Raw genomic sequence first — 23547 nt, 5'->3', positions numbered from 1 at the left:
GGGGTGGGGCTCAGTGCTCGCCGGGGGCCAGGGTGCGCTCGAGCAGGCTGCGGACGTCGTCGCTCAGCTGCGGCTCGGGGAGCTCGACGTCGAGTGGTGGCGTCTCGCAGCGCACGCCGTAGCAGAACGCGTCGGGCATCCGGCGGGTCGCCGCGGCCTCGCGGGCCAGGGCGGTGAGGCGGTCGTCGGCGAGCAGGCTCTGCCACGCGCGGGTGTCGTGGGTGGGGAGCTCCTCGAGGGTGACGGTGCGCTCGAGGGTGCGACCGGCGAACCCCCCGGTGCGCCGGACGCTGACCGAGGTGCCCGGCGCTAGGGCCGACGATGACGAACCGTCGTCACCCGAGCCGGAGTTCCCGGTGCCCGACGGGTCGGTCTCGTCCGGCGCCGTCGCAGCCGAGGTGACGCCCACGGCATCCCAGGCGGCGCGCACGGCGGTGACGACCTCGGACTCCTCACCGTGGCGCTTCGTGGCGGCCGCCACGGTGAGGGCGGCGAACGTGGCGAAGTCGCAGTCGGCGGAGATGTCGCCGGTGATGGTGTCGACCCAGACCTGGCCCGCGACCTCCCACGCGTTGCCCCCGAGGGTGGTGGCCAGGACGTGGAACGCCTTGTTGGGGATGCCCGAGTTGATGTGGACGCCGCCGTTGTCGTCGGTGGTGTCGACGTAGTGGTCCAGGTGCGCGGGCTGCGGGTCCTTGCCCAGGCGCGGGTCGTCGTAGGCGGTGCCCGGTGCGGCCATCGAGCGCAGCGCGACGCCCTTGACGTCGGGGGCGAGCAGCTCGGCCCCGATGAGCCAGTCGGCCTGGTCGGCGGACTGCCCGAGCGCGCGCTGCTTGACGAGCACGCCGAACACGTCGGACACCGACTCGTTGAGTGCGCCCGACTGGTCCTGGTAGTTCAGCCCCGAGGTGTACTGCGTGACGCCGTGGGCGAGCTCGTGGCCGATGACGTCGAGGCTGCGGGTGAACGGCTGGAAGATGACGCCGTCGCCATCACCGAAGACCATCTGGGTGCCGTCCCAGAAGGCGTTGTCGTACTGGGTGCCGTAGTGGACGGTGGCGACGAGCGGCAGGCCCTTGCCGTCGAGGGAGTTGCGTCCGTAGACCTGCTGCCACAGCTCCCAGGTGGAGCCGAGCCCGTCGTACGCCTCGGTGACCTCGCGGTCGCCGGTGTCGGGCTGGCCCTCCCCCCGGACGAGGTCGCCGGGGAGGGTGGTGGCGGACTTCGCGTCGTGCACCGCGCGCTGCGGACCCTCGGTGGTGCTGCGGCGCGGCTTGGGCACCGTGCTAGCACGGGGTGCCGCACCGGATCGCAGCTCGGCGCTGCGTCGGGTGCGCCGCAGGTCCTCGTCGGCCGTGAGGGTGGCCCGGGCCCAGGCCGCGACCGCGGGGTCGTCGGAGGACGCGAGCGCCTCGAGCAGGTACGGCGGGACGATCGTGCACCGGTGCGGGGCGGGCTGCTTCCTCATGGGACCACCCTGCACGCGGCCACCGACACCCGCGACCCGAGGCGGGGTGCGGGTCAGGCAGGTCAGCGGCGCAGGGCCGCGGCCATCCGCTCCTGGGCGACGTGGCTGTGGAAGAGCAGGCCGGACAGCCGGGCCATCTCCTCGCCGTCGGTGTCGAACGCGGCGACCAGGTCCCGGTTGAGGATGCGCTTGGCCTCCACCAGTCCCTGCCGGGCCCCGGCGCGCAGGTCGTCGAGCACTCCGGTGACCGCGGCATCCATCCCGGCCTCGTCGACGACCCCGGTGACGAGGCCGTGGTCGAGGGCCTCGCGGGCGCCGAACTGGTGCCCGGTGAGGGACCAGGCGGAGGCCGCGCGCGAGGTGAGCCGGGCCCTCAGCGGGATGGAGATGACGGCGGCCGCGAGGCCGAGCCGCACCTCGGTGAGGGCGAACGACACGTCGTCGCGGCAGATGACGATGTCCGACGACGCGACCAGCCCGAGCCCGCCGGCGCGCACGGCGCCGTCGAGCCGGGTCACCACGGGGACCGGGAGGGAGGCGATGGACCGCTGGAGCGCGATGATGCCGCGCGCCGCCTCGACCATGTCGACCGTGGCCGCCTCCTTGAGGTCGGCGCCGGCGCAGAAGACCGGGTGGGCCGAGCGCAGGAGCACGCCGTGGAGGGACTCGTCGGCCCCGGCCTCGGCGAGGACCTCGCCCAGCTCGGCGACGAGCCGCCGGGACAGGGCGTTGCGGTTGGCGGGGGAGTCGAGGGTGACGACGGCGATCCGGTCGTCGTCGTGCCGGTGCACCAGTGCGTCGCTCACGCCAGCGACCCTAGCCGCCCCGGCTCAGGCGGGGGTGACGCGCAGGACGGGGAAGCCGGGGGCCGCGGCCTCGAGCTCGGCGTCGGTGGAGTCGCGGGTGAGCCCTTCGACGAAGCGCCCGACCTCCCAACCCCAGCGGTCGAGGTAGACCCGCAGCACGGGGGCGCGCTGCTCGGCCGGGAGCTCGGTGAGGACGACGTGCTCGGTCCTCCGGCCCAGGGCCAGCTCGCCGCCGCCGGCCGCGCGGGCGTTGCGCACCCACTGGGTGTTGCCGCGCGGGGCGACGAGGTACCGCTCGCCGTCGAGGGTGAGGAGGTTGACCACCACCCGGCGCGGGGTGCCGCTGCGGCGACCCACCACGGTGATCACCCTCGAGCCCATGAGGCTGATGCCGCGCTCGGTCAGCCAGCGGGTGGCGACCTGCGACCAGCGGTCCATCCGGCCACCGGGCGGGACGTAGCGGGTGGGGTCCTGGGCGGCGGGGCGGGGGTTCCTGGCGTTCATCGTCGTCTCCTTCAAAGTGTGAGCGGTGCTCTCGTTTCGAGTGTGGACCTGCGGTTGCGCGGTTGTCAAGAGCACTGCTCTCACTTCTGTGCGAGGATGGCCTCGTGCCCCCCACCCGCGCCGACCGCCGCCAGGACGTCACCGACCGCATCCTCGAGATCGGGCGCCGCCACCTCGCGGAGGAGGGAGCGGCCGGGCTGTCGCTGCGCGCCGTCACCCGCGAGCTGGGGATGGTGTCCTCGGCGGTGTACCGCTACGTCGCCAACCGCGACGAGCTGCTCACGCTCCTCGTCGTCGACGCGTACACCGACCTCGCCGACGCCGTCGACGCGGCCGTCGCCGACGCGGCCCGCCGGTCGTGGCGCGAACGCCTCGTCGTGGGGGCCCTGGCCTTCCGGGCGTGGGCGGTCGCCGACCCGGCGCGCTACGCCCTCCTCTACGGCAGCCCGGTGCCCGGCTACGTCGCGCCCGCCGAGCGGACGACCGAGCCGGGGACCCGCGTGGTCCTGATGATGGCAGCCCTCGTCGCCGAGGGGGCCGCGCTCGGTGAGGTGACGAATCGCAGCGCCGGGGTGCCGCTGCCTCGTTCCCTCGCAACCGAGCTCACGCCGCTCGCCGCCGAGGTCGGCCTGCCCGGAAGCCCTGCGGTGGCGGCGCGCGCGGCCCACCTCTGGGCGACGCTCGTCGGCGCGGTGAGCCTGGAGGTCTTCGGCCAGTACGGCCCCGACGGACCCCCCGCCGGCGCCGACCTGCTCGAGCACCAGGTCCGCCTCGTCCTCCACACCCTGACGACCTGACGCCCCTCCATCCGGCGCTACCGCCTGGTACGTGGGGTGATCACCCCGCGTACAAGGCGGTAGGGCGCGATGGAGCGGGGGACGAAGGGGTCAGCCGTAGGTGTCGCGGGGGCCGCGGCCGTCCTGCACCCGCCGCGAGCCACGCTTCCAGGACGGACCGGCCGGACCGACGACCTTCATCTCGGTCACGGTCCCCTCACCGACGTCCTCCGCTAGCCGCCCGAGCAGGCTCGACGACAGCAGCCGCAGCTGGGTGGCCCACGCGGTGGAGTCGGCGCGCACGGTGAGGACGCCCTCGGCGTAGTCGATCGGCTCGCAGTGCTGCGACACCTCGGGCCCGACGATCTGCGGCCAGCGCCCGATGACGGCCCCCACCGCGACGTCGGCGCCCCACCCGCGCTCGGCGACGAACTGGTCGAGCTGGTCGCCGAGGAGCTGGGGGTCGCGCCCGGCCGAGCGCCGGTCGACCGGCACGTCCTTGGTCCGGCGGCGCGGCTTCAGCCCCGGCCGCAGGCCCTTGGCCCGCGCCGCGGCCCGCGCCCGCGACAACGCCGACCGCGCGGCCTCGACCGAGTCGCCGATCGACTCCTCCGATTCGGCTGTGCCAGAACCGTTCTCGTCGCCTGCAGCAGGAAGTTGTTCGTCAGGCATCCTCGGCCACCTCACCCAGGGTCACCGCGTAGGTCCGTCCGGCCAGCCCCTCGGGCACGTCGGCCGGCACCGCCGCGGTGATGAGGACCTGCTCGCAGTCGGCCACCATCGCCGCCAGGCGCTCACGGCGCCCGGAGTCGAGCTCGGCGAAGACGTCGTCGAGGACGAGCACCGGGTCGTCCCCGAGGTCGGTGCGCAGCAGCTGGAACGCCGCGAGCTTCAGCCCCAGCGCGAACGACCACGACTCCCCGTGGCTCGCGTACCCCTTGGCGGGGAGCTCGCCCAGGCTGAGGACGACGTCGTCCCGGTGCGGACCGACGAGACAGACCCCGCGCTCGACCTCCTGGCTGCGGACCTCGGCCAGAGACGCGAGGATCTCCTCGTGCAGCTCGGCCACCTCCGGCACCTCGCCGGCGGCCAGCCGCACGGCGGTCTCCTCGCGCAGCGACGCCTTGTAGGCCACGCGCGCGTCCGACTGGCCGGCGCTCACCTCGTCGTACGCCTTCGACAGGTACGGCCCGAGGTCGCGCAGCAGCCGCAGCCGCGCGTAGAGCAGCTGTGACCCGACCTGCGCGAGGTGCGAGTCCCACACCCCGAGCGTGTGCAGCGCCGAATCGCGTTCTGCCGCAACGTCAACGCCCTCGGTGTACGACGGGCGACGGCGCCGCGCGGCTCGCCCCAGCACCGGACCGGCCGTCTTCAGCAGGGCCCCCCGCTGCTTGAGGATCTTGTCGTAGTCCGACCGCACCCCGGCCCACCGCGGCTGACGGGCCACGAGGAGGTCGTCGAGGAAGCGGCGCCGCTCGCCGGGTTCACCCTTGACCAGCGCCAGGTCCTCCGGCGCGAAGAGCACCGTGCGCAACGTGCCGAGCACGTCGCGCGGCCGGGTCAGCGGCGACCTGTTGAGCCGCGCCCGGTTCGCCCGCCCGGGGTTGATCTCCAGCTCGACCACGGTCTCACGGCCGTCGCGCACGACGGCACCGCGGACCACGGCCTGCTGCGCACCGAACCGGACCAGCGGCGCATCCGTGGCCACCCGGTGGCTCGACAGGGTCGCCAGGTAGCCGATCGCCTCGACGAGGTTGGTCTTGCCCTGCCCGTTGAGCCCGACGATCGTGCTGACACCGGGACCGAGCGGCAGCTCGGCGGTGGTGTAGCTCCGGAAGTCGGCGACGGAGAGGTGCCGGACGTGCACGCCCGGCGCTCAGCTCGTCGAGCCGGCGCGCTTCCGCGTCGAGCCGGCGCCCGAGGACGGGCCCGCCGCAGCGGCCTCGCGACCCTTCGCGGCCGCGGCCTTGGCCGTGCGCGGAGGCTTCTCCTTGGACTGGGCCTTCGTGGTGGCGGCCTTCGCCGACGCGGGACCGGCCTTGTCACCCGAGCGCAGCGCCTCGCCCTCGGCGGTCGTCATCACCTGGTGCCCGCCGAACTGACCGCGTAGCGCGGCGACGGCCTGCATCGTGGGCGAGTGGTCCTGGCGCGAGGCGAACCGGGCGAACAGCGACGCCGAGATGACCGGCATCGGCACCGAGAGGTTGATGGCCTCCTCCACGGTCCAGCGGCCCTCGCCGGAGTCGGAGGTGTAGTCGGAGACGTTCTCGAGCGAGGGGTTGTCCTCCAGCGCCTTGACCATGAGGTCGAGCAGCCAGGAGCGCACGACCGTGCCGCGGCTCCACGCCTTGAACGCGCCCGGCACGTTCTCGACGATGTCCTTCTTCTCGAGCAGCTCGTAGCCCTCGGCGTACGCATGCATCAGGCCGTACTCGATGCCGTTGTGCACCATCTTCGTGTAGTGCCCGGCGCCGACCTTGCCGGCGTGGACGAAGCCCTCGTCGCGCGGGCCCTCGGGGCGCAGCGAGTCGAATATCGGCATCGCGCGCTTGACGTTCGCAGCGGTGCCGCCGACCATCAGGCCGTAGCCGTTCTCCAGGCCCCAGATGCCGCCGGAGACACCGCAGTCGAGGTAGCCGATGCCCTTGGCCTTGAGCAGCTTCTCGTGCTCGAAGTCGTCGGTGAACTTGCTGTTGCCGCCGTCGATGACGAGGTCGCCCTTGTCGAGGAGGTCGGCGAGCTTGGTGACGGTCTCGGAGGTGGGCGCCCCGTGGGGGACCATGACCCACACGACGCGGGGGGCGTCGAGCTTCTTGACCATGGCCGCGAGCGTGGCGGCGTCGCTGACCTTCTTGTCGCGGTCGTACCCGACGACCTCGTGGCCCGCGCGGCGCAGCCGCTCGCGCATGTTGCCACCCATCTTGCCCAGACCGACCAGACCCAGCTGCATCTCGTGACTCCCTCGTGGTGTTCGGGCGACGTGGACCGTGTGGGCGAAGGCTACGCCCGGCGCGGCAGGGGCCGCTGCGTCAGGACGCGAAGCGGACGGGCATGAGGACGTAGCGGTACGAGGTGTCGGCCTCGCCGTCCTCCTCGGCCTGGCCCGACAGGACCGCCGGGCGCGAGGACTGGGTGAAGGAGATGCGCGAGAACGGCGTCCCCACCGCACCCAGGCCGTCGAGGAGGTAGGTCGGGTTGAAGGCGATCTCGATCTCCGGGCCCGTGAGCCGCGACTCGACCGCCTCGGACGCCTGGGCGTCGTCACCGGCGCCGGCCTCGATGGCGACCTGGCCGTCGGAGAAGCGCAGTCGGATCGGGGTGTTGCGCTCGGCGACGAGCGCGACGCGCTTGACGGCCTCGACGAGCTCGGTGGTGGACACCACGGCCTCGGTCTCGGAGGTCGTGGGGAAGATCGAGGACACCTTGGGGTACTCGCCGTCGAGGAGGCGCGTGGTGGAGCGGCGCTGGCCGGCCTCGAACCCGACGAGCCCGTCGCCACCGGCCGCGGTGCCGAGCGCGACGTCGATCGAGCCGCTCGCCCCGAGGGAGCGCGCGGTGTCGGACAGGGTGCGCGCCGGGATGAGCACGACGTGGCTGGCGTCGGTGGACGTGGGGTTCCAGTGCAGCTCGCGCATGGCCAGGCGGTACCGGTCGGTGGCGAGGAGCGTCATCGTGTCGCCCTCGATCTCGACCCGGACGCCGGTGAGGATCGGCAGGGTGTCGCCGCGGTCGGCGGCGACGGACACCTGGGCCACGGCCTGGGTGAACAGGTGGCCGTCGACCGACCCGCTCGCCTCGGGGGAGGTCGGCAGGGTCGGGTAGTCGTCGGCGGGCATCATCAGCAGGCTGAAGCGCGAGGAGCCGCACGTGACCTGGACCTTGGAGCCCTCGGTGACGACGTCGATGGGGCGGGCCGGCAGGTTGCGCGAGATGTCGGCGAGCAGGCGGCCCAGGACGAGGACCGTGCCGGCCTCGGCGACGTCGGCCGCGACGGTGATCCGCGCGGAGACCTCGTAGTCGAACGCCGACAGGGTGAGCGTGCCGTCATCGTCAGCCTGCAGGAGGATGCCGGCGAGCACCGGGACCGGCGGTCGGGCCGGCAGCCCACGGGCCACCCACGTGACCGCCTCGGCCAGGACGTCGCGCTCGACGCGGAACTTCACGGTTGAACCACCTTCGTGCGGCGCGAGTCCATCGCGCCCTGCTCGTGCCCACAAGAATCTCCCCGTCCGCGAGGTCGGGTGGGGCACGTGAGGGCGCGCCCGACGCAGGCGGGGTCCTGACACTAGTGCACGACTTCGGGGTTCGGTACCTCGTCCGGGGACTCCGGTCGGAGCCCTTCCGGGCAGGTTCGTCAGCAGGTCGTTGTCGGGGGGCGAGATGTCATTTCCAGGTCTCGTCGTGGGAGTAGGAGCTGTGGACTCTGTGGACGACCGGGTGTCGTCGCAGGTCGTGGACGGGGGTGCGGGGTGTGGACGAACCGTGGACCGAGCGGTGGACCGCGGGGGCGGGGTGTTGACGGTCGGTCGTCGTTCACACGTCGTCCACGTCATCGACCGTCGTCGTCCACCTCCAAACCGGGGTTGTCCACACTTGTCCACAGGCTCTGTGGACAAGTGGTGGTCGAGAACCGTGTGGCCAGAGCGACGGGAGGAGTTGTCCACAGAGTTGTTCACACACCGTGGACGCGCGCTGTCGAACCCTCGACATCGGGGCTGAGCGTGTCGGGGCCGCACCCCGGGGCTCTCAGGGTTCGACAACGTCTCTACACAGGGTGGGGACAACCTGTGGACAACTGGGGCGCGAGGTCCCCGGGCGTCAGTGCGACTGCTGCTTGATCCGGTTGGTCAGCTCGGTGACCTGGTTGTAGATCGCGCGTCGCTCGGCCATGAGCTGGCGGATCTTCTTGTCGGCGTGCATGACCGTGGTGTGGTCGCGGCCGCCGAACTGCTGGCCGATCTTCGGCAGCGACAGGTCGGTCAGCTCGCGGCACAGGTACATGGCGATCTGGCGGGCCGTGACGAGTACCCGGGAGCGGGACTGGCCCTGGAGGTCGTCGAGCGTCAGGCCGAAGTACGCGGCCGTCTGGGCCATGATCGTCGCCGGCGTCACCTGGCTGGAGGCGTCGTCGGGGATGAGGTCGCGCAGGACGATCTCGGCCAGGCTCATGTCGACCGGCTGGCGGTTGAGGCTGGCGAAGGCCGTCACCCGGATGAGGGCGCCCTCGAGCTCGCGGATGTTGGTGGAGATCCGCGAGGCGATGAACTCCAGGACGTCGTCGGGGACCGAGAGCCGCTCCTGGATGGCCTTCTTGCGCAGGATGGCGATCCGCGTCTCGAGGTCGGGGGGCTGGACGTCGGTGAGCAGGCCCATCTCGAACCGGCTGCGCATCCGCGCCTCGAAGCCGCTGAGCAGCTTCGGCGGGACGTCGCTGGTGATGACGACCTGCTTGTTGGCGTTGTGGAGGGTGTTGAACGTGTGGAAGAACTCCTCCTGCGTCTGCACCTTGCCCTGGAGGAACTGGATGTCGTCGATGAGCAGGACGTCGACGTCGCGGTACCGGCGCTGGAAGTTGCTCGCCTTGTCGTCGCGGATGCTGTTGATGAAGTCGTTGGTGAACTCCTCGGAGTTCACGTACCGCACCTTGACGTGGGGGAAGAGGTTGCGGGCGTAGTGCCCGATGGCGTGCAGGAGGTGGGTCTTGCCCAGCCCGGAGTCGCCGTAGATGAAGAGGGGGTTGTACGCCTTGGCCGGCGCCTCGGCGACCGCGACCGCCGCGGCGTGGGCGAAGCGGTTGCTCGCGCCGATGACGAAGGTGTCGAAGGTGTACTTGGGGTTCAGGCGGGTCAGCTCGACCTGCTCGGGAACCTGCTGGCCGGGGCGGGGACGCCGGGCGCCGGGGACCTCGACGAGCACGGGTGCTCCGTGGCCTCCGCCGGGGAGCGCGTCGGCGGCGCCGTGGTCGGAGCCGTAGGGGTCGACCTCGTCCTCGCCGATGTCGAGGTCGTCGATCTCCTGGCGGCGGTCGGCGGCGCGCTGGTCGTGGCCGTCGTCCTCACCGTTCAGCTCCGCCTCGCGGGCGGCGGCCTCGGCAAGGGACGGGTCGACGGTGACGGCGAGCCGGACGTCGCGGCCGAGCTGGGCCCCCAGGGTCGCGGTGACCCGGTCGCGAAGGCGGGTCTCGACGATGTCCTTGGTGAAGTCGTTCGGGACGGCGATGAGCGCCGTGTCGTCGAGGAGGCCGACGAGGCGGGCCAGCGAGAGGAAGGCCCTCTGCTGCACCGGGATCCCGTCGGAGTCCAGGACCTCGAGAGTGGTCCGCCACAGCTGGGCCATCGTCGCGTCCGCCACAGTCAGGTCCCCGTCCTTTCGCCCCTCGGGCCGTCGTCCGCGCCCTGACCTCGGTGGCCGGTGCAATCCACATCGTTGTCCACAGACTGTGGGGATCGCCGAGTGGGTCCGGGTGGGTGTGTCGTTCCGGGGGGCAGGCGGTGCTCCGTGGGATCCTAGAGGGTTTTCCCCAGCCCTGTGCACCCGTGCCGGCCGGTTTGACCCTGCTGGCCCCGGTCGCGTACCGTGAACAGGCCTGTTGGTCGGCTGTTTTCGCATGCCCGTGACCCGCACCGAAGATGGTGCGGGAACCCCCGCTGGGTCATGGGCTTCCGATGGCAGCCGATCCACCAGGCTCCCCCGACCACCGGGCCGATCCGGCCCGCCTCCAGATGAGAGAACTGACGTGAGCAAGCGGACCTTCCAGCCGAACAACCGTCGTCGCGCCAAGACGCACGGCTTCCGCCTTCGCATGCGGACCCGTGCCGGCCGCGCCATCCTGGCCGCCCGCCGCCGCAAGGGTCGCTCCGAGCTCTCCGCCTGAGGGCCACCCGGTGCTGCCGGCGCCGAACCGACTGCGCGAACGCGCGGAGTTCACGTCGGCGGTCCGGGCCTCCGGAGGTTCTCGGGCCGGCTCCCGGCTCCTCGTGGTCCACGCCCACCAGACCGACGCGCGTGCGGGTCTCCCGCCGCGGGTCGGTTTCGTCGTGTCGAAGGCCGTCGGGGGTGCCGTGGTGCGCAACCGCACCAAGCGGCGGCTCCGGGCCCTCGTCGCGGCGCGCCTCGACCGGCTCCCGGCCGGCACCGATGTCGTGGTGCGGGCGAACCCGGCGGCAGCCGCGGCCTCCTCGCGGGAACTCGGCGAGGCGCTGGATCCGTTGGTCCACAAGGTGATTCGACGACTCGGAGGGGTGAGATGAGCATCGGACGCGTGCTGGCGACGCCCCTGATCTGGACGATCCGCCTCTACCAGCGCCTCATCTCGCCGATGCGACCCCCCGCCTGTCGGTACTACCCCTCCTGCTCGGCCTACGCCGTGACCGCGCTCGAGACCTACGGCCCGCTGCGCGGCTCGTGGATGGCGGTGCGCCGGCTCGGGCGCTGCCACCCCTGGGCTCCCGGCGGCGTCGACCACGTCCCGCTGCGCGACCCGGCCACCGGCCGACCGGTACCCGGGACGACCGGCCCCCGCGACATCCCCGCCGACCCCGACCAGGAGCCCCACCCGGGCGCACCCCTGGCCGCGGGTCACCCCCACTGACCACCGTCACGACCGTGACACCTCACCGCCGGCGCCCGCCGGCACAGCCGTAAGGACACCATGGGCGACTTCTTCAACACGATCATGGCCCCGATCGAGTGGCTCGTGGCCTGGATCATGTACGGCTTCCACCAGGGCCTGACCTCCATCGGCATGCCGGAGGCGTCGGGCTGGACCTGGGCGCTGTCGATCGTCGGCCTCGTGCTCGTCATGCGCGCGGTGATGATCCCGCTGTTCTTCAAGCAGATCATGGCCTCGCGCAAGATGCAGATGATCCAGCCCGAGCTGCAGAAGATCCAGAAGAAGTACAAGGGCAAGAACGACCCCGAGTCCCGCCAGGCGATGACCTCCGAGACGATGGAGCTGTACAAGAAGGAGGGGACCAACCCCTTCTCCTCGTGCCTGCCGATCCTCGCCCAGTCCCCGTTCTTCTTCGGCCTGTTCCAGGTCCTCAACGGCCTTGACGACATCGCCGCCGGGACCAAGACCCCGGTCGGGCCGATCGACCAGGTCGTGGCGTCGCAGGCGGAGCGCGCCTCGATCTTCGGCGCGCAGCTGTCCGACACCTTCCTCGGGTCGAGTGCGATGAGCACGAAGATCGTCACGATCGTCCTCATCGTCCTGATGTCGGCCACGACCTTCACCACGCAGCGCCAGCTGATGACGAAGAACATGCCGGCCTCCGCGCTGGACAACCCCTTCGCCAAGCAGCAGAAGCTCCTGCTCTACGTGCTTCCCGTCGTGTTCGCCGTGTCCGGTGTGAACTTCCCGCTCGGTGTCCTCGTCTACTGGTTCACGACGAACATCTGGTCGATGTGCCAGCAGTTCTACGTCATCCGGCGCCTCCCCGCGCCCGGGTCCCCGGCCGAGAAGGCGTACCACGCCCGTCTGGCGAAGAAGGGCAAGCCCATCCCCGGGGCCCCGACGGCCGCCGAGCTCGAGGCCGAGGAAGAGGCCAAGCAGGTGGGCCAGCGCGTCCAGCCGGCCTCGAAGAAGCGCAAGAAGAAGCAGGGAACGGGCCAGAAGGCGGTCTCGAAGCAGCAGTCGAGCCCCGCGGCCAAGCCCCCCACGACCTGATCCCCCTCACGCAGGAGACCGCCCATGAGCGAGAACACCACCACCACCACCGCGGAGCTCGAGGAGACGACGGACACCGTCGTCGACACCGACTCCGAGGAGACCACCCCTGCGGCCGGCACCGAGACCTCCGGTCGCACCCGTCGCCAGATCCTCGAGCGCGAGGGTGAGGTCGCCGCCGACTTCCTCGAGACGCTCCTCGACATCTGCGACCTCGACGGAGACATCGACGTCGACATCGACGGCGACCGCGCCGCCGTGTCGGTCGTCGACTCCGAGGACGGTCGCGTCCCGCGCCGTCTCGTCGGCGCCAACGGCCAGGTCCTCGACGCCCTCCAGGAGCTGACCCGTCTCGCGGTGCAGTCCGCCACCGGTGAGCGCAGCCGCCTCATGCTCGATGTCGCGGGCCACCGCGCCGAGCGCCGCGCCACGCTCGTCGAGCTGGCCAAGGAGGCCATTGCCGAGGTCAAGGAGTCCGGTGAGCGCAAGCCGCTGTCGCCGATGACCGCCTTCGAGCGCAAGGTCGTCCACGACGAGGTCCTCGCCGCCGGCCTGGCGTCGGAGTCCGAGGGCGCCGAGCCGCGCCGCTTCGTCGTCATCCTCCCCGCCTGAGGTTGCGTTTCACGTGAAACATGACGGCCAGGACGAGCTTCCCGCCGCACCGCCAGCCGCACCCCCGGGTGCGGCTGGTGTGTTTGGTGAGCGGTTCGGTCTCGCGGAGCGCTTCACCGCGATCCTCGCGGACACCGGGGTCAGCCACGGGCTGATCGGGCCGCGCGAGGTGCCGCGGCTGTGGGAGCGGCACGTGCTCAACTGCGCGGTGGTCGCGGAGGCGTTCCCTCTGGGGTCGCGGGTCGTGGACGTCGGTTCGGGGGCCGGGCTGCCCGGGGTCGTGCTCGCCATCGTGCGCCCGGACCTCGACGTGCACCTCGTCGAGCCGATGCTGCGGCGCACGACGTGGCTCGAGGGCGTGGTGGCCGAGCTCGGGCTGGAGAACGTCACGGTGCACCGCGGGCGAGCGGAGGAGTTCGCCGGCGTGCTGTCGGCTCCCTTCGTGACGGCTCGGGCGGTGGCCCGGCTCGACAAGCTGGCTCGGTGGTGCGCTCCGCTGCTCTCCACCGACGGGACCCTGGTCGCGATGAAGGGGCGATCTGCGGCCGATGAGCTGGAGGAGGACAGGGCGGCCCTCGTCCGGTTGGGACTGCGCACCGCGGTGGTGACGGCGCACGGCGGCGAGCTGCTCGAGGAGCCGGTACTGACGGTCGACCTCCAGTTCGCGCCGAAGCCGGTGCGTGGCGCCGTCGGCGGTGGCCGGAAGAAGAAGTCCCCCAGCCCGCGGGAGGCGCGGGCGAAGAAGGCTTCGAAGGACTGACCCCGTCCCGGGACGTCCGGGTGGATCACCGGACGGGGTGCGTGCGCGACGCTACAGGTGACAGTGCGAAGGGGGTCGCGCCGGCGGGGGCGATGAGCCATCCGGACAGATGGATCCCGGGCCGGGCCACTCGCGAGACGACACATGGTGACCCGTGGCGCGTGTCGGTGTTTCACGTGAAACGGTCCGAACGTGACGCCCTGGGTGACATGGACGCGACGCTCTGTCCACAGGGCGAAAGGCGCGGCATCGTGCGGGTCGGCACGGTTGTCCACACCCTCGACCCACCGGTCATCCCCAGCCGGTCGCGTGAAGGAGGGAGGGACACCGGTGTCGTCAGCGCCCTCGCTGGGCCCGTCCAACGGGTCGACGACAGGTGGATGGAGCTGCCGGTCGTCGACGGCTACGGCCCCCTCGGGATGGTGGTTGGGGCGCTGCGATGCTGCCGGTCCGACGGACTCGTCGACACCGCATCGGTCGGTGTCAGGTCACGGGTCCGACTCCTCGCCCCCGTTGGACGAGGAGTCGTGGGGGGAGGACCGACAAGCCCTCGTCGCCTCTCCGCCGTGTTTCACGTGAAACATCGTCCCGAGAGCGGCCCCGGGACGACCAGGTCTGCGGGAGCCGAAGGCCAATCTGACAGCCACACGGCCGAACAAGGGGTCGTTAGGGCAGCCCCTCGTGGATGCCCATCGCCCTCTTTCGTCAGTCCACTCCGACAGGCGCCGGGAGACCGTGCCCACCCCGGCGGACGGGAGGCGGTTGCTCAGGGCGGTCCGGCGGACGAGTCGCCGCCGCGGGGCGGGTCACCGAGGACCGGGACGGGTCACCGAGGACGGGTGGCGGGTGGAGGCCCGCCGAGGGCCAACTCACCGAAGCGGAGCGGCCGGGGGACTGACCACGGGGGGCGGGTCGCCGAGGACAGGTAGCGGGCGAAGAGGCCTTCCACGGCTGGCGCACTGAGGATGGGCGGTCGGGGACTGACCCCGGGGGGCGAGTCCGCGAGGAGAGTTGGCCGACGGACTGCCCGCCCGGGGTCGGGTTGCCGTGGGCGGACCGCCGACGCACGGGTTGCCCGAGGACGGCAGCCGGGTACGGACCGTCGGGGACAGACCGCCGGGGGGCGCGCTATCGGGACGGCTGCCCCCGGGCGGGACCACCGGCGATCCGGTGCCGGGAGCGGGTCGCCCAGTGGCCCTCGCATGGGAGGTCGTGCGAATGAGTCCGCCTCGTGATCGGGAGTCGCAGCGCGGAGCGCAGGGATCCCCGGGGCTTCCGAGTGGACGACGCCCCGTGGACCCCAACGGGAGGGTGAAGGACGCGGGCAGGCGAGACCTTGGGATCGGCCGCGCATCACCGGCTCGCCCCTCGAGCAGCCTTGTGCGACAGCCGATTCCGGTCGGTGTCGCTGGGTTGGTCGCCGGCCCGGCGTGCCGCTCGATGGACGACAACGCGAACTGCCCAGCGCTCGGCCGCCTGGACCCACGGCATCCGGCCCACGCAGGGGAGGCTCCCATCGCCGCGTGACGTGGAGGCCTCGGTCGTCGGTCACCGCGTGGGTGGCTGATCGTCGGACTGTCTCCCGCGGGGTGGATCGGAACGGGCGGCGCCCCGAGCTGGTGAGCCGTGGTGCGGCCCGGTGCCGTGGGGGGTGTGCCAGTGACGGAAGGACGGCGCTGTCACCCTGCCGTGGGAGGGGCACCCTGGTCAGGTACCGAGAGCACACCTCGTCCACACCGAGAGGCGAGGCGAGGTCTGGTCCTGCCCCGGACAGGTGGTTGCGACGCCGACCGTTGCACCCGCACCAGGGGAGTTGCTCCGAAGGCACTGCGCGCGCAGCCGGCGAGCCGGTCCGCAGGGCCTCGGCATCGCGCGAGACACATGGGTGGTCACTGGCTGACCGCCGGATGGGTGTGGGACCGCCGCGCGGAGGCCAAGGAGGCCTCGCTGCCTCTCGGTCGGGAGTTGGTGGTGCCACTGGTCGGCGAACGTTCTGGCAGCGTTTCACGTGAAACATCGGTGGGGTAAGGCCCTCCATGGAGGCCCAGAGGCCAGCTGCCGAAGGGTTGTGGAGCCACCCCCTCAACGGGCGGTCGTCGAGGACGCCCGGGACCGCAGCCGTTCCGACCGGTGGACAGTTCATGACCGGATGGCGGGACTGGTCGTCACACCAGCACCATGGCGGCGTGTCGCGCCGAGGACGACATACGAAGGGGTGGGTGTGGACGACGCTTTGGCGTGTCCCACGGTCGTGGGGTTGGATGAGCGGGCCAATGTCCCCCGACGAGAAGGTGGTCCGCGTGAGCACCACGAGTGACGTCACCGAGGCGCGCTCCGCGGCCCCGGGACTCGGCTTTCCCCGGCTGTCCGGGTCCCCGACGAGCCCGCTGGGCTGGCCGGGACCCGACACCGTTTCACGTGAAACATCGCCTGAGCAGGACGTCGTGGTTTCACGTGAAACGCCGCCGGAGCAGCCCGTCACCGCCTCCGTCACCGAGGTCGAGGCACCCATCCCCACCGAGCCGGCTGCGCCCACCCCGCGCAGCGGTGAGACACCTCAGGAGCACCCCCGCCCCGTGGACGACGACTTCGCCGAGCGTGCCCAGATCGCCGCAGCCATTCCCGGCGCCGACCACCAGAGCCCCCTCGCCCGCGCGGTGGCGGAGGACGCCCGCAAGCGCATCACGCTGAGTGGTCGCAACGTGCCGCGCCCTCCGCGGACGCGGGTCCTCACGGTGGCGAACCAGAAGGGTGGGGTGGGGAAGACCACGACGACCGTCAACGTCGCCGCCGCCCTGGCCCAGGCAGGCAGCACGGTCCTCGTCATCGACCTCGACCCGCAGGGCAACGCGAGCACGGCGCTGGGCATCGACCACCACGCCGAGGTCCCGAGCGTCTACGACGTGCTCGTCGAGGGCACACCCATCGAGGACGTCGTCCAGACCTGCCCGGACATCCGCAACCTCACCTGCATCCCGGCGACCATCGACCTCGCCGGCGCCGAGATCGAGCTCGTCTCGCTCGTCGCGCGCGAGACCCGGCTCGAGAAGGCCGTCACGGCCTACGTCGACGCCCGAGCCGCCAGCGGGGACCGACTCGACTACGTCCTCATCGACTGCCCGCCCAGCCTGGGACTGCTCACGGTCAACGCGTTCGTCGCGGCGACCGAGGTCTTCATCCCCATCCAGTGCGAGTACTACGCGCTCGAAGGGCTCTCCCAGCTGCTGAAGAACATCGAGCTGATCCGCAACCACCTCAACCCGCGGCTGCACGTCTCGACGATCCTGCTGACGATGTACGACGGGCGCACCCGGCTCTCGGCGCAGGTTGCCGACGAGGTCCGCGAGCACTTCCCCGACCAGACCCTGCGCGCGACCGTCCCGCGGTCGGTGCGCATCTCCGAGGCCCCCAGCCACGGCGAGACCGTCATGACCTACGACCCCAACAGCAGCGGGGCGCTCTCCTACCTCGAGGCGGCCGTCGAGCTCGCCGAGCGCGGTGTCGCCGTCCGTGAGAACACCGAGGAGACCGCATGAGCGAGAAGCGACGCGCACTGGGCCGTGGCCTGGGCGCACTCATCCCCACTGCCGGGACGGCGACCGCCGACCGGCCGGTCGACGTCTTCTTCCGCGACCGCGACGAGGCGCCCGCCGGTGACGGCAACGGCACCCGTGACCGCGCTGACACGGCCGCCCCGAAGCCCGCCGCTCCCGGCGTTCCCGCAGGTCAGGAGCCTGTCGCCGCCCAGCCGGTCACCGCCCAGACGATCGACGGCGAGGCCCTGCAGCCCGTCCCCGGAGCCGAGTTCGCCGAGATCCCGCTCGACGCGATCCGCCCCAACTCCCGCCAGCCGCGCACCGTCTTCGACGAGGACGACATGGCCGAGCTGGTGCACTCCATCCGCGAGATCGGCGTCCTGCAGCCCATCGTCGTCCGCCCGCTCAGCACCCCCGAGGACGGGGTGCGCTTCGAGCTCATCATGGGCGAGCGGCGCTGGCGCGCCTCCCGCGAGGCCGGCAAGGACACCGTCCCGGCGATCATCCGGTCCACGGACGACGACGACCTCCTGCGCGACGCCCTCCTGGAGAACCTCCACCGCAGCCAGCTCAACGCCCTCGAGGAGGCCGCCGCCTACCAGCAGCTCCTCGACGACTTCGGGTGCACCCAGGAGGTCCTCGCCCAGCGGATCGGCCGCTCGCGCCCGCAGATCTCCAACACGCTGCGCCTGCTGAAGCTCCCGCCGGTCGTCGCCCGCCGCGTCGCCGCCGGGGTGCTCTCGGCCGGTCACGCCCGCGCCCTGCTCGGCCTCCCCGACGGCGCCGCGATGGAGCGCCTCGCCCAGCGCATCGTCGCCGAGGGGCTGTCGGTGCGCACGGTCGAGGAGATCGTCGCCCTCGGCGACGGCGAGACCCCCGCCGCCCGCAAGGCCCCCCGGGCCGGGGCACGCCGACCGCAACTCGACGACCTCGCCGCCGACCTCTCCGACCGCCTGGAGACCCGCGTGCGCATCGCGCTGGGCGCCAAGAAGGGCCGGCTCACCGTGGAGTTCGCCTCCGTGGAGGACCTCAACCGGATCCTCGACGCGATGCAGCTGCGCGGCGCCAAGGACTGAGCCCGACCCTCACGCCGACGAACGACAAGAGGCGCGGATCCCGTTGAACGACAACGGGATCCGCGCCTCTGTCGCGGGGTCTACGAGAATCAGCCGAGGAAGGGCTCGAGCTCGCGGAGCAGCTTCGGCTTCGGCATGGCGCCGATGATCGTCTTGACGATCTCGCCGTTCTGGTAGACGTGCATCGTGGGGATGCTCGTGATGCCGAGCTTGCCGGTGATGGCCGGGTTCTCGTCGGTGTTGAGCTTGACGATGGTGACCTCGTCGTGGTCGCGCGCGATCTCGTCGAGGATCGGGGCGACGGCGCGGCACGGGCCACACCACTCGGCCCAGAAGTCGACGAGCACGGGCTTGTCGCTGTTGATGACGTCGGCCTCGAACGTGGCGTCGGTGGTCTTGGAGACGGCTCCCATGGGGGGTCCTTTCGCGAGGGTGGGCGGTGGCGTTGGTCCCGATGCTGCCGGAGGGGTCCGACACGCCGGGGGGTCAGTGGGTGAGGGCGGGGGTGTGGGCGTGGGCGAGGAAGCGCTCGGCGTCCAGGGCGGCGGCGCAGCCGGAGCCGGCGGCGGTGATGGCCTGGCGGTAGGTGTGGTCGACGAGGTCACCGCAGGCGAAGACGCCGGGCAGGTTGGTGGCCGTGGTGCGGCCCTGGACCAGGACGTAGCCCTCGTCGTCGAGGTCGACGACGCCCTGGACGAGCTCGTTGCGGGGGTCGTGGCCGATGGCGATGAACAGCCCGGTCAGCGGCAGCAGTCGGGTCTCGCCGGTGAGGGTGTCTCGCAGGGTGACCCCGGTGAGCTTGTCGTCGCCGTGGATGGCGGCGACCTCGCTGTTCCAGGCGAAGCGGATCTTGTCGTTGCCGTGGGCGCGAGCGGCCATGATGGCCGAGGCGCGCAGCTCGTCACGGCGGTGCACGATGGTCACGGTGCGAGCGAACTTGGTCAGGAAGGTGGCCTCCTCGACCGCGGAGTCACCGCCGCCGACCACGGCGATGTCCTGGTCGCGGAAGAAGAACCCGTCGCAGGTGGCGCACCAGGACACCCCGTGCCCGGACAGCCGCTTCTCGTCGGGCAGGCCGAGCTCGCGGTAGGCGGACCCCATCGCCAGGATCACGGTGCGCGCCCGGTACTCGGTGCCCTCGGCGTCGACGACGACCTTGACGTCGCCGTCGAGCGCGACGGACTCGACGTCGTCGGTGATGATCTGCGCCCCGAACCGCTCGGCCTGGCCGCGCATGTTCTCCATGAGGTCGGGGCCCATGATCCCGTCGCGGAACCCGGGGAAGTTCTCGACCTCGGTGGTGTTCATCAGCGCCCCACCGGCGGTGACCGAACCCTCGAACACCAGCGGCTCGAGGTTGGCGCGCGCGGCGTAGACGGCGGCGGTCCAGCCCGCGGGGCCGGAGCCGATGATGATGACGTTGCGGACGTCGGAGGTCACGTGGACACAGCCCCTTGTGGTGACGACGGGTGGCGACCGCAACATGCGGTGCTCTTGATGAACCGATCCTAGGCCCGCGGTGTTCCCGCGGCCCGCCCGCCCCGCCGGTGCCTCCCCGATGGGGCACCCGCCCCGCTCTCAGCCGAGCGGCACGGGTCCACGGATGAGGCCGGTGGTACCCGTGGTGCACGAGCGCTGCACGGCCCACGCCGACCGCCCGGTCTCCTCCGTGGCGATGATGACGGCCGCCGGCGCGCCGTCGACCTGCGCGAGGTCGACGAGGAGCCCTGCCGTGGGCGCGATGCCGAGCGCGTCGGCGCACGACCGCGCCCCGATGGACGTGGCGATCGGGCCCAGGCTCGGCGCCTCCGCCGCGAGGTCGCGCAGCGCCTGGGGCGGGGAGACCGCGGTCAGCCGGGCCACGCTGCCGAGGTCGGCCGAGGAGTACGCCGTGTCGGTGAGGACGACGACCACCTCGCCGGACCCCGCCGCGGGTGCGGCCTGGGGCGCCGACCCGCCCTGGTCCTTGGAGCCCTCCGCCATCGAGGCGCCGCTGTCGGCGCCGCCCCCGCTCGTGGCGTCGAACGACGCGACGAGGCCGCCGTTGGTCGCCTGCAGGGCCACCCCGCCCAGGCCCACGGCCCCGACGACGGCAGCGGCCACCGCGAGGTGGCGCCCCCACGACCGGCGCCGCAGCGGCACGACCGTCGCGCCGGACGACACACCATCGGCATCCGGGGTGCCGGCCCACGCCGGGACCGGTGCGTCGTCATCGAAGCGCGGTGCGGCGTCGGGGACGTCGGGGACCGCGTGCAGGCCGGGGGAGGAGCCCTCGGCCGACAGGGCGGCGGTGATGCGGGCGACGAGGTCGTCGGGCATGGGGCCGGGGTCCGGAAGGCTCGCCAGCAGCGCGCGCATGCCCGTCGGGTCGTGCTCGACGGGTGCGTCGTCGTCGTGGGTGCGGCTCACGTGGTCCTCCGGGACGTGCCCTCGGGCTCGGGGAAACGGTGGGTGGTGGCCCGCCCCACACGGGGGGCGGGCCGAAGGTGGGACGTCATGGCGCCCCCCGGGGTTCCGTCGACTCGGCGAGCGGCTCCTCGCGCACGCGCAGGATGGCGGCCAGCGCCTCGCGCCCGCGGAAGCACCGCGACTTCACGGTGCCCTCGGCGACCCCGAGCACGGCCGCGGCCTGCGCCACCGACATCCCGTGCATGTCGACGAGCACGAGCGCCATCCGCTGGCCCTCGGGGATCTGCGCCAGCGCCGCGTGGACGTCGAGGCGCGCCTCCACCGACGCGTGGTGGTCGTGGCGGTCGGGGAGGTCGAGCTCGGCGACGTCACCGGCCCGGCGCACGGTGACGCGCTCGCGGCGGATCCGGTCGAGGCAGGCGTTGACGACGATGCGGTGCAGCCAGGTCGTCACCGCGGCCTCCCCGCGGTAGGCGTCCGCGCGGCGGAAGGCCGAGATGAACGCCTCCTGCACGGCGTCGGCGGCGAGCTCGCGGTTCGACGTCGTGCGCAGGGCCACCGCGTACATCCGGTCGCGGTGGCGGCGGAACAGCTCACCGAACGCGACACCGCCGTCCCCGGCCACGTGGCGCGCCACGAGGTCGCGGTCGCTGAGCGCCTGGAGGTCGTCGGACATCGGGTGGCCCGGCGTCAGCCGGTGACGACGACCTCGTTGAGGGACGCGCGGCGCTTGCCGCGGTCGTCGGCGGTGAGCTTGGTGTACCAGACGACGATGTACTGCCCGCTGACGTCGGCGGGGACCTGGAAGGTGACCGTGCCCTTCGCGTCGGCCTTCTCGCCGACCTTCGTGGCGCCCTCGAGGCGGTTGTCGGGGCCGACGTAGACCTCGATGTCGGCGGCGACGGGGATGGTCAGCTCGATCCCCTGCGGCTTCTTGTTGGGGCCGAGGTCGACGATGACGCCCAGGCCCTTCTTCAGGCCGCCGAACTGGTCGCTGCGGTAGTTCTCCGAGGACCAGCCGGTGCTCGGGTTGCCGTCGTAGGTCTTGGGGGTGCTGCTGTTGTTCTCGGCACCGTCACCCCCCGGGTCGTACGCCTCGACCTTGAGGATGGCCAGCGGCTCCGCGGCACCGGAGGGCGCCTCGGACGAGCCCTGGCTCGGGGTGCCGGAGGACGGGGGCACGGTGGTGGTGCGGGTGGCCGGGCCGTTGCCGCTGCCGATCTGCAGGTCGGTGTTCGCGCCGATCCGGGTGACGCCCCAGATGCCGATGACGAGCGCCGCCACGAGGAACACCACGACGATGGCCAGCGCCAGCTTCGACTCGTCCTTGGTCAGGGGCTCGGAGGGGACCAGGGGGGCCGGGGCCTCGAGGTCACCGGCGCCGGGGCCGGCGGTGGTGTCCGGGCTGAGCTCGGAGACCTTGTCGACGGCGCGGCGGGCCAGGCTGCCCACGCGCTCACCGACGCTGCCCAGGGCCCCCGCGACGGCGGCGCCGGCCGCTGCCGCACCGGCGGCCGCGGCGGCGCCACGACCCTCACCGGTGCTGTCGTCATCGTCGTCGGAGTCGTCCCAGCGCTCGTCGTCGGTGTCCCGGGGGTCGTCGAGGTCCTCGTCGCGCCCGGCACGCGCCAGCGGTGGCGGTGGCGGTGGCGGTGTGGGCAGGGCGATGACGCGGGTCGCCTCGAAGCCCTCGTCGTCGGCGTCGTCCGGGTCGTCCGTGTCGTCGAAGGCGGCGGCGGCCGCGTCGCGACCGCCATGGCCGTCGCCATCGGCGCCGAAGACGTCGTCGACACCACCGTCGTCGTCAGGGGTGAGCGGGCGGTCGCTGGCGGGGGTCAGGCGCGGGAGCTCGTGCGTGGTGTCGGGCGCACCGGACCCGGCGGCACCGATGGCGCCGCCGACGGCCCCACCCAGGGCGGCACCGCCGAGGGCGGCCGCAGCGGCCCCACCGACGCGCGGCCTGGGCCGGGTGTCCTCGAGGTCGTCGGCCGGCAGGGCCTCGGTGGCGGGGGCCTCGTCCTCGACCGGCGCGGCGTCGTCATCGGAGGACGGGGCGTCGAGCCCTTCGGGACGCGGCGGGGTGACGGCGGGCACGACCGGGCGGCCCACGACCTGGCGCGAGGGCCACGGCGCCACCTGGCGCGCGTAGTCACCGGGGCTGGTGGGGCCCTGGTCGTCGTTGATGGTGAGGCGGCAGATGGCGTCGAGGTCGCGCGGGACGCCCGCGGCGATCTCGGAGGGAGCGGCGACCCCGCCGGGCACGCGCGGCGCGGCCCCGAGGCCGGACCCGCCCGACCCGAGCGGCCACAGCCCGGTGAGCCCGGCGTAGGCGAGGGCCACGACCCCCACGGCGTCGCGGCGGGCGGCCTCGTCGGCCTCGGCGCCCTCGTGACCGGCGCGCACGGCGGCGGTCTCCAGGCCACGCAGGCGCACGTCGCCCTCGTGGGTGCGCAGGACGTCGTCGGGCTCGAGCTCGAGGTGGTGCATGCCGCGCTGGCGGGCGGCCTCGAGGGCCGCGGCGACCTCGCCGGTGATGCGGCGGACCTCGTCGCCGGGCACGCCACCGTCGGTGACGAGGTCGGTGAGCGTGCGGGCGGAGGAGAGGTCCTCCTCGACGACGTACGCGACCTCCTCGTCGGTGCCGACGTCGAGGATGCGGGCGAACACGGCGTGCGAGACCGACGCGGCGCGGCGCGCGGCGTCGAGCAGGGCCGCCGTGCGGTGGTCGTCGGAGCCGATGACGAGGACGGAGACGGTGCGACCGAGGGTCGTGTCGTCGGCCGACCAGCGCTCGACGTCGCGGCGCTGCTCGAGCCTGCGGTGGACGGCGTAGCGCCCGCCGAGGACGGTCCCGGGACCCACACCCCTCACCGTTGCTCCTTCGTGTCGACGTCGTCGGCGCGCACGGGTGCGCGGCACCCACGGTGGGCGG

General features: G+C 72.6%; 22 protein-coding genes. 9 read left to right on the top strand and 13 right to left on the bottom strand.

Translation table 11 applies throughout. From position 1 onward, the window contains the following. Nucleotides 1-10 precede the first annotated feature (10 nt). The 3 genes from ACFLFB_RS00495 to ACFLFB_RS00485 form a co-directional block, all read right to left on the bottom strand. Nucleotides 11-1468, bottom strand: a complete 1458-nt coding sequence (locus ACFLFB_RS00495; protein WP_392543749.1) for a protealysin inhibitor emfourin — start codon at nt 1466-1468, stop codon at nt 11-13. Nucleotides 1469-1530: 62 nt separating this feature from the next. After that, entirely contained in the window at nt 1531-2274 is a 744-nt protein-coding gene (locus ACFLFB_RS00490) for an enoyl-CoA hydratase-related protein (RefSeq protein ID WP_392543748.1), read from the bottom strand. A 24-nt stretch (nt 2275-2298) separates the two neighbouring features. After that, entirely contained in the window at nt 2299-2778 is a 480-nt protein-coding gene (locus tag ACFLFB_RS00485) for a nitroreductase/quinone reductase family protein (protein WP_392543747.1), read from the bottom strand. 104 nt (nt 2779-2882) lie between these two features. Between ACFLFB_RS00485 and ACFLFB_RS00480 the strand changes: the two genes are divergently transcribed. Beyond that, nucleotides 2883-3575 (top strand): TetR/AcrR family transcriptional regulator, encoded by a 693-nt coding sequence (locus tag ACFLFB_RS00480; RefSeq protein ID WP_392543746.1) that lies wholly within the window; start codon nt 2883-2885, stop codon nt 3573-3575. Nucleotides 3576-3665: 90 nt separating this feature from the next. Here ACFLFB_RS00480 and ACFLFB_RS00475 read toward each other — a convergent pair whose 3' ends face one another. The 5 genes from ACFLFB_RS00475 to dnaA all read right to left on the bottom strand — a co-directional run bounded on the left by ACFLFB_RS00475 (nt 3666) and on the right by dnaA (nt 9890). Continuing rightward, on the bottom strand, nt 3666-4226 hold the full coding sequence (locus ACFLFB_RS00475; RefSeq protein WP_392543745.1) for a DUF721 domain-containing protein: 561 nt from the start codon (nt 4224-4226) through the stop codon (nt 3666-3668). Then, entirely contained in the window at nt 4219-5421 is a 1203-nt protein-coding gene (gene recF / locus ACFLFB_RS00470; protein WP_392543744.1) for a DNA replication/repair protein RecF, read from the bottom strand. The genes ACFLFB_RS00475 and recF overlap by 8 nt, the downstream gene beginning before the upstream one ends. Before the next feature lie 9 nt (nt 5422-5430). Further along, nucleotides 5431-6504 carry a phosphogluconate dehydrogenase (NAD(+)-dependent, decarboxylating) gene (gene gnd / locus ACFLFB_RS00465; RefSeq protein ID WP_392543743.1) on the bottom strand — a complete coding sequence of 358 codons (1074 nt, stop codon included), beginning with the start codon at nt 6502-6504 and terminating at the stop codon, nt 5431-5433. 79 nt (nt 6505-6583) lie between these two features. After that, on the bottom strand, nt 6584-7717 hold the full coding sequence (dnaN, locus tag ACFLFB_RS00460) for a DNA polymerase III subunit beta (RefSeq protein ID WP_392543742.1): 1134 nt from the start codon (nt 7715-7717) through the stop codon (nt 6584-6586). A 655-nt stretch (nt 7718-8372) separates the two neighbouring features. After that, nucleotides 8373-9890 (bottom strand): chromosomal replication initiator protein DnaA, encoded by a 1518-nt coding sequence (dnaA, locus tag ACFLFB_RS00455; RefSeq protein WP_392543741.1) that lies wholly within the window; start codon nt 9888-9890, stop codon nt 8373-8375. Between the two features lie 400 nt (nt 9891-10290). Between dnaA and rpmH the strand changes: the two genes are divergently transcribed. The 8 genes from rpmH to ACFLFB_RS00415 all read left to right on the top strand — a co-directional run bounded on the left by rpmH (nt 10291) and on the right by ACFLFB_RS00415 (nt 18206). Then, complete coding sequence (gene rpmH, locus ACFLFB_RS00450) at nt 10291-10428, top strand: 50S ribosomal protein L34 (RefSeq protein ID WP_013885212.1); 138 nt, start codon at nt 10291-10293, stop codon at nt 10426-10428. Next, on the top strand, nt 10367-10804 hold the full coding sequence (rnpA, locus tag ACFLFB_RS00445) for a ribonuclease P protein component (RefSeq protein WP_392543740.1): 438 nt from the start codon (nt 10367-10369) through the stop codon (nt 10802-10804). Before rpmH ends, rnpA begins: the two co-directional genes overlap by 62 nt. Next, nucleotides 10801-11145: a membrane protein insertion efficiency factor YidD gene (gene yidD, locus ACFLFB_RS00440; protein WP_392543739.1), complete on the top strand. Its 345-nt coding sequence runs from the start codon at nt 10801-10803 to the stop codon at nt 11143-11145. The genes rnpA and yidD overlap by 4 nt, the downstream gene beginning before the upstream one ends. 60 nt (nt 11146-11205) lie before the next feature. Then, a complete protein-coding gene (gene yidC / locus ACFLFB_RS00435) occupies nt 11206-12222 on the top strand; it encodes a membrane protein insertase YidC (RefSeq protein WP_392543738.1) in 1017 nt (338 codons plus the stop codon). A 24-nt stretch (nt 12223-12246) separates the two neighbouring features. Continuing rightward, nucleotides 12247-12834 carry a protein jag gene (locus ACFLFB_RS00430; protein WP_392543737.1) on the top strand — a complete coding sequence of 196 codons (588 nt, stop codon included), beginning with the start codon at nt 12247-12249 and terminating at the stop codon, nt 12832-12834. A 79-nt stretch (nt 12835-12913) separates the two neighbouring features. Next, the gene (gene rsmG / locus ACFLFB_RS00425) at nt 12914-13594 is read left to right on the top strand and encodes a 16S rRNA (guanine(527)-N(7))-methyltransferase RsmG (RefSeq protein WP_392543736.1); all 681 of its coding nucleotides are present in this window, start codon (nt 12914-12916) and stop codon (nt 13592-13594) included. Between the two features lie 2300 nt (nt 13595-15894). After that, on the top strand, nt 15895-17130 hold the full coding sequence (locus ACFLFB_RS00420) for an AAA family ATPase (RefSeq protein WP_392543735.1): 1236 nt from the start codon (nt 15895-15897) through the stop codon (nt 17128-17130). After that, on the top strand, nt 17127-18206 hold the full coding sequence (locus ACFLFB_RS00415) for a ParB/RepB/Spo0J family partition protein (RefSeq protein ID WP_392543734.1): 1080 nt from the start codon (nt 17127-17129) through the stop codon (nt 18204-18206). Before ACFLFB_RS00420 ends, ACFLFB_RS00415 begins: the two co-directional genes overlap by 4 nt. Nucleotides 18207-18295: 89 nt before the next feature. On the opposite strand, the gene trxA is transcribed toward ACFLFB_RS00415, so the two are convergent. The 5 genes from trxA to ACFLFB_RS00390 form a co-directional block, all read right to left on the bottom strand. Then, nucleotides 18296-18619 carry a thioredoxin gene (gene trxA / locus ACFLFB_RS00410; protein ID WP_392543733.1) on the bottom strand — a complete coding sequence of 108 codons (324 nt, stop codon included), beginning with the start codon at nt 18617-18619 and terminating at the stop codon, nt 18296-18298. 73 nt (nt 18620-18692) lie between these two features. Beyond that, nucleotides 18693-19646, bottom strand: coding sequence for a thioredoxin-disulfide reductase (gene trxB / locus ACFLFB_RS00405; protein ID WP_392543732.1), 954 nt, complete (start codon nt 19644-19646; stop codon nt 18693-18695). Between the two features lie 138 nt (nt 19647-19784). Further along, nucleotides 19785-20615 (bottom strand): hypothetical protein, encoded by an 831-nt coding sequence (locus tag ACFLFB_RS00400; protein ID WP_392543731.1) that lies wholly within the window; start codon nt 20613-20615, stop codon nt 19785-19787. A gap of 85 nt (nt 20616-20700) precedes the next feature. Next, nucleotides 20701-21291, bottom strand: a complete 591-nt coding sequence (gene sigM, locus ACFLFB_RS00395; protein ID WP_392543730.1) for an RNA polymerase sigma factor SigM — start codon at nt 21289-21291, stop codon at nt 20701-20703. A 14-nt stretch (nt 21292-21305) separates the two neighbouring features. Continuing rightward, a complete protein-coding gene (locus tag ACFLFB_RS00390; protein WP_392543729.1) occupies nt 21306-23477 on the bottom strand; it encodes a hypothetical protein in 2172 nt (723 codons plus the stop codon). Between the last annotated feature and the right edge of the window lie 70 nt (nt 23478-23547).

Origin of the sequence: Oryzobacter telluris, assembly GCF_043099285.1 — a bacterium.
In the GTDB taxonomy this organism is placed as follows: Bacteria; Actinomycetota; Actinomycetes; order Actinomycetales; family Dermatophilaceae; genus Oryzobacter; species Oryzobacter telluris.
The sequence above is the reverse complement of the archived record's forward strand: the minus strand, read 5'-3'. Positions and strand labels throughout refer to the sequence as shown.

Excerpts from the sequence above, each read along its gene's own strand:
- ACFLFB_RS00495 (WP_392543749.1), bottom strand. The coding sequence starts at position 1,468 with ATGAGGAAGCAGCCCGCCCCGCACCGGTGCACGATCGTCCCGCCGTAC.
- ACFLFB_RS00485 (WP_392543747.1), bottom strand. The coding sequence starts at position 2,778 with ATGAACGCCAGGAACCCCCGCCCCGCCGCCCAGGACCCCACCCGCTAC.
- ACFLFB_RS00475 (WP_392543745.1), bottom strand. The coding sequence starts at position 4,226 with ATGCCTGACGAACAACTTCCTGCTGCAGGCGACGAGAACGGTTCTGGC.
- gnd (WP_392543743.1), bottom strand. The coding sequence starts at position 6,504 with ATGCAGCTGGGTCTGGTCGGTCTGGGCAAGATGGGTGGCAACATGCGC.
- dnaA (WP_392543741.1), bottom strand. The coding sequence starts at position 9,890 with ATGGCCCAGCTGTGGCGGACCACTCTCGAGGTCCTGGACTCCGACGGG.
- yidD (WP_392543739.1), top strand. The coding sequence starts at position 10,801 with ATGAGCATCGGACGCGTGCTGGCGACGCCCCTGATCTGGACGATCCGC.
- yidC (WP_392543738.1), top strand. The coding sequence starts at position 11,206 with ATGGGCGACTTCTTCAACACGATCATGGCCCCGATCGAGTGGCTCGTG.
- ACFLFB_RS00430 (WP_392543737.1), top strand. The coding sequence starts at position 12,247 with ATGAGCGAGAACACCACCACCACCACCGCGGAGCTCGAGGAGACGACG.
- ACFLFB_RS00415 (WP_392543734.1), top strand. The coding sequence starts at position 17,127 with ATGAGCGAGAAGCGACGCGCACTGGGCCGTGGCCTGGGCGCACTCATC.
- trxA (WP_392543733.1), bottom strand. The coding sequence starts at position 18,619 with ATGGGAGCCGTCTCCAAGACCACCGACGCCACGTTCGAGGCCGACGTC.
- sigM (WP_392543730.1), bottom strand. The coding sequence starts at position 21,291 with ATGTCCGACGACCTCCAGGCGCTCAGCGACCGCGACCTCGTGGCGCGC.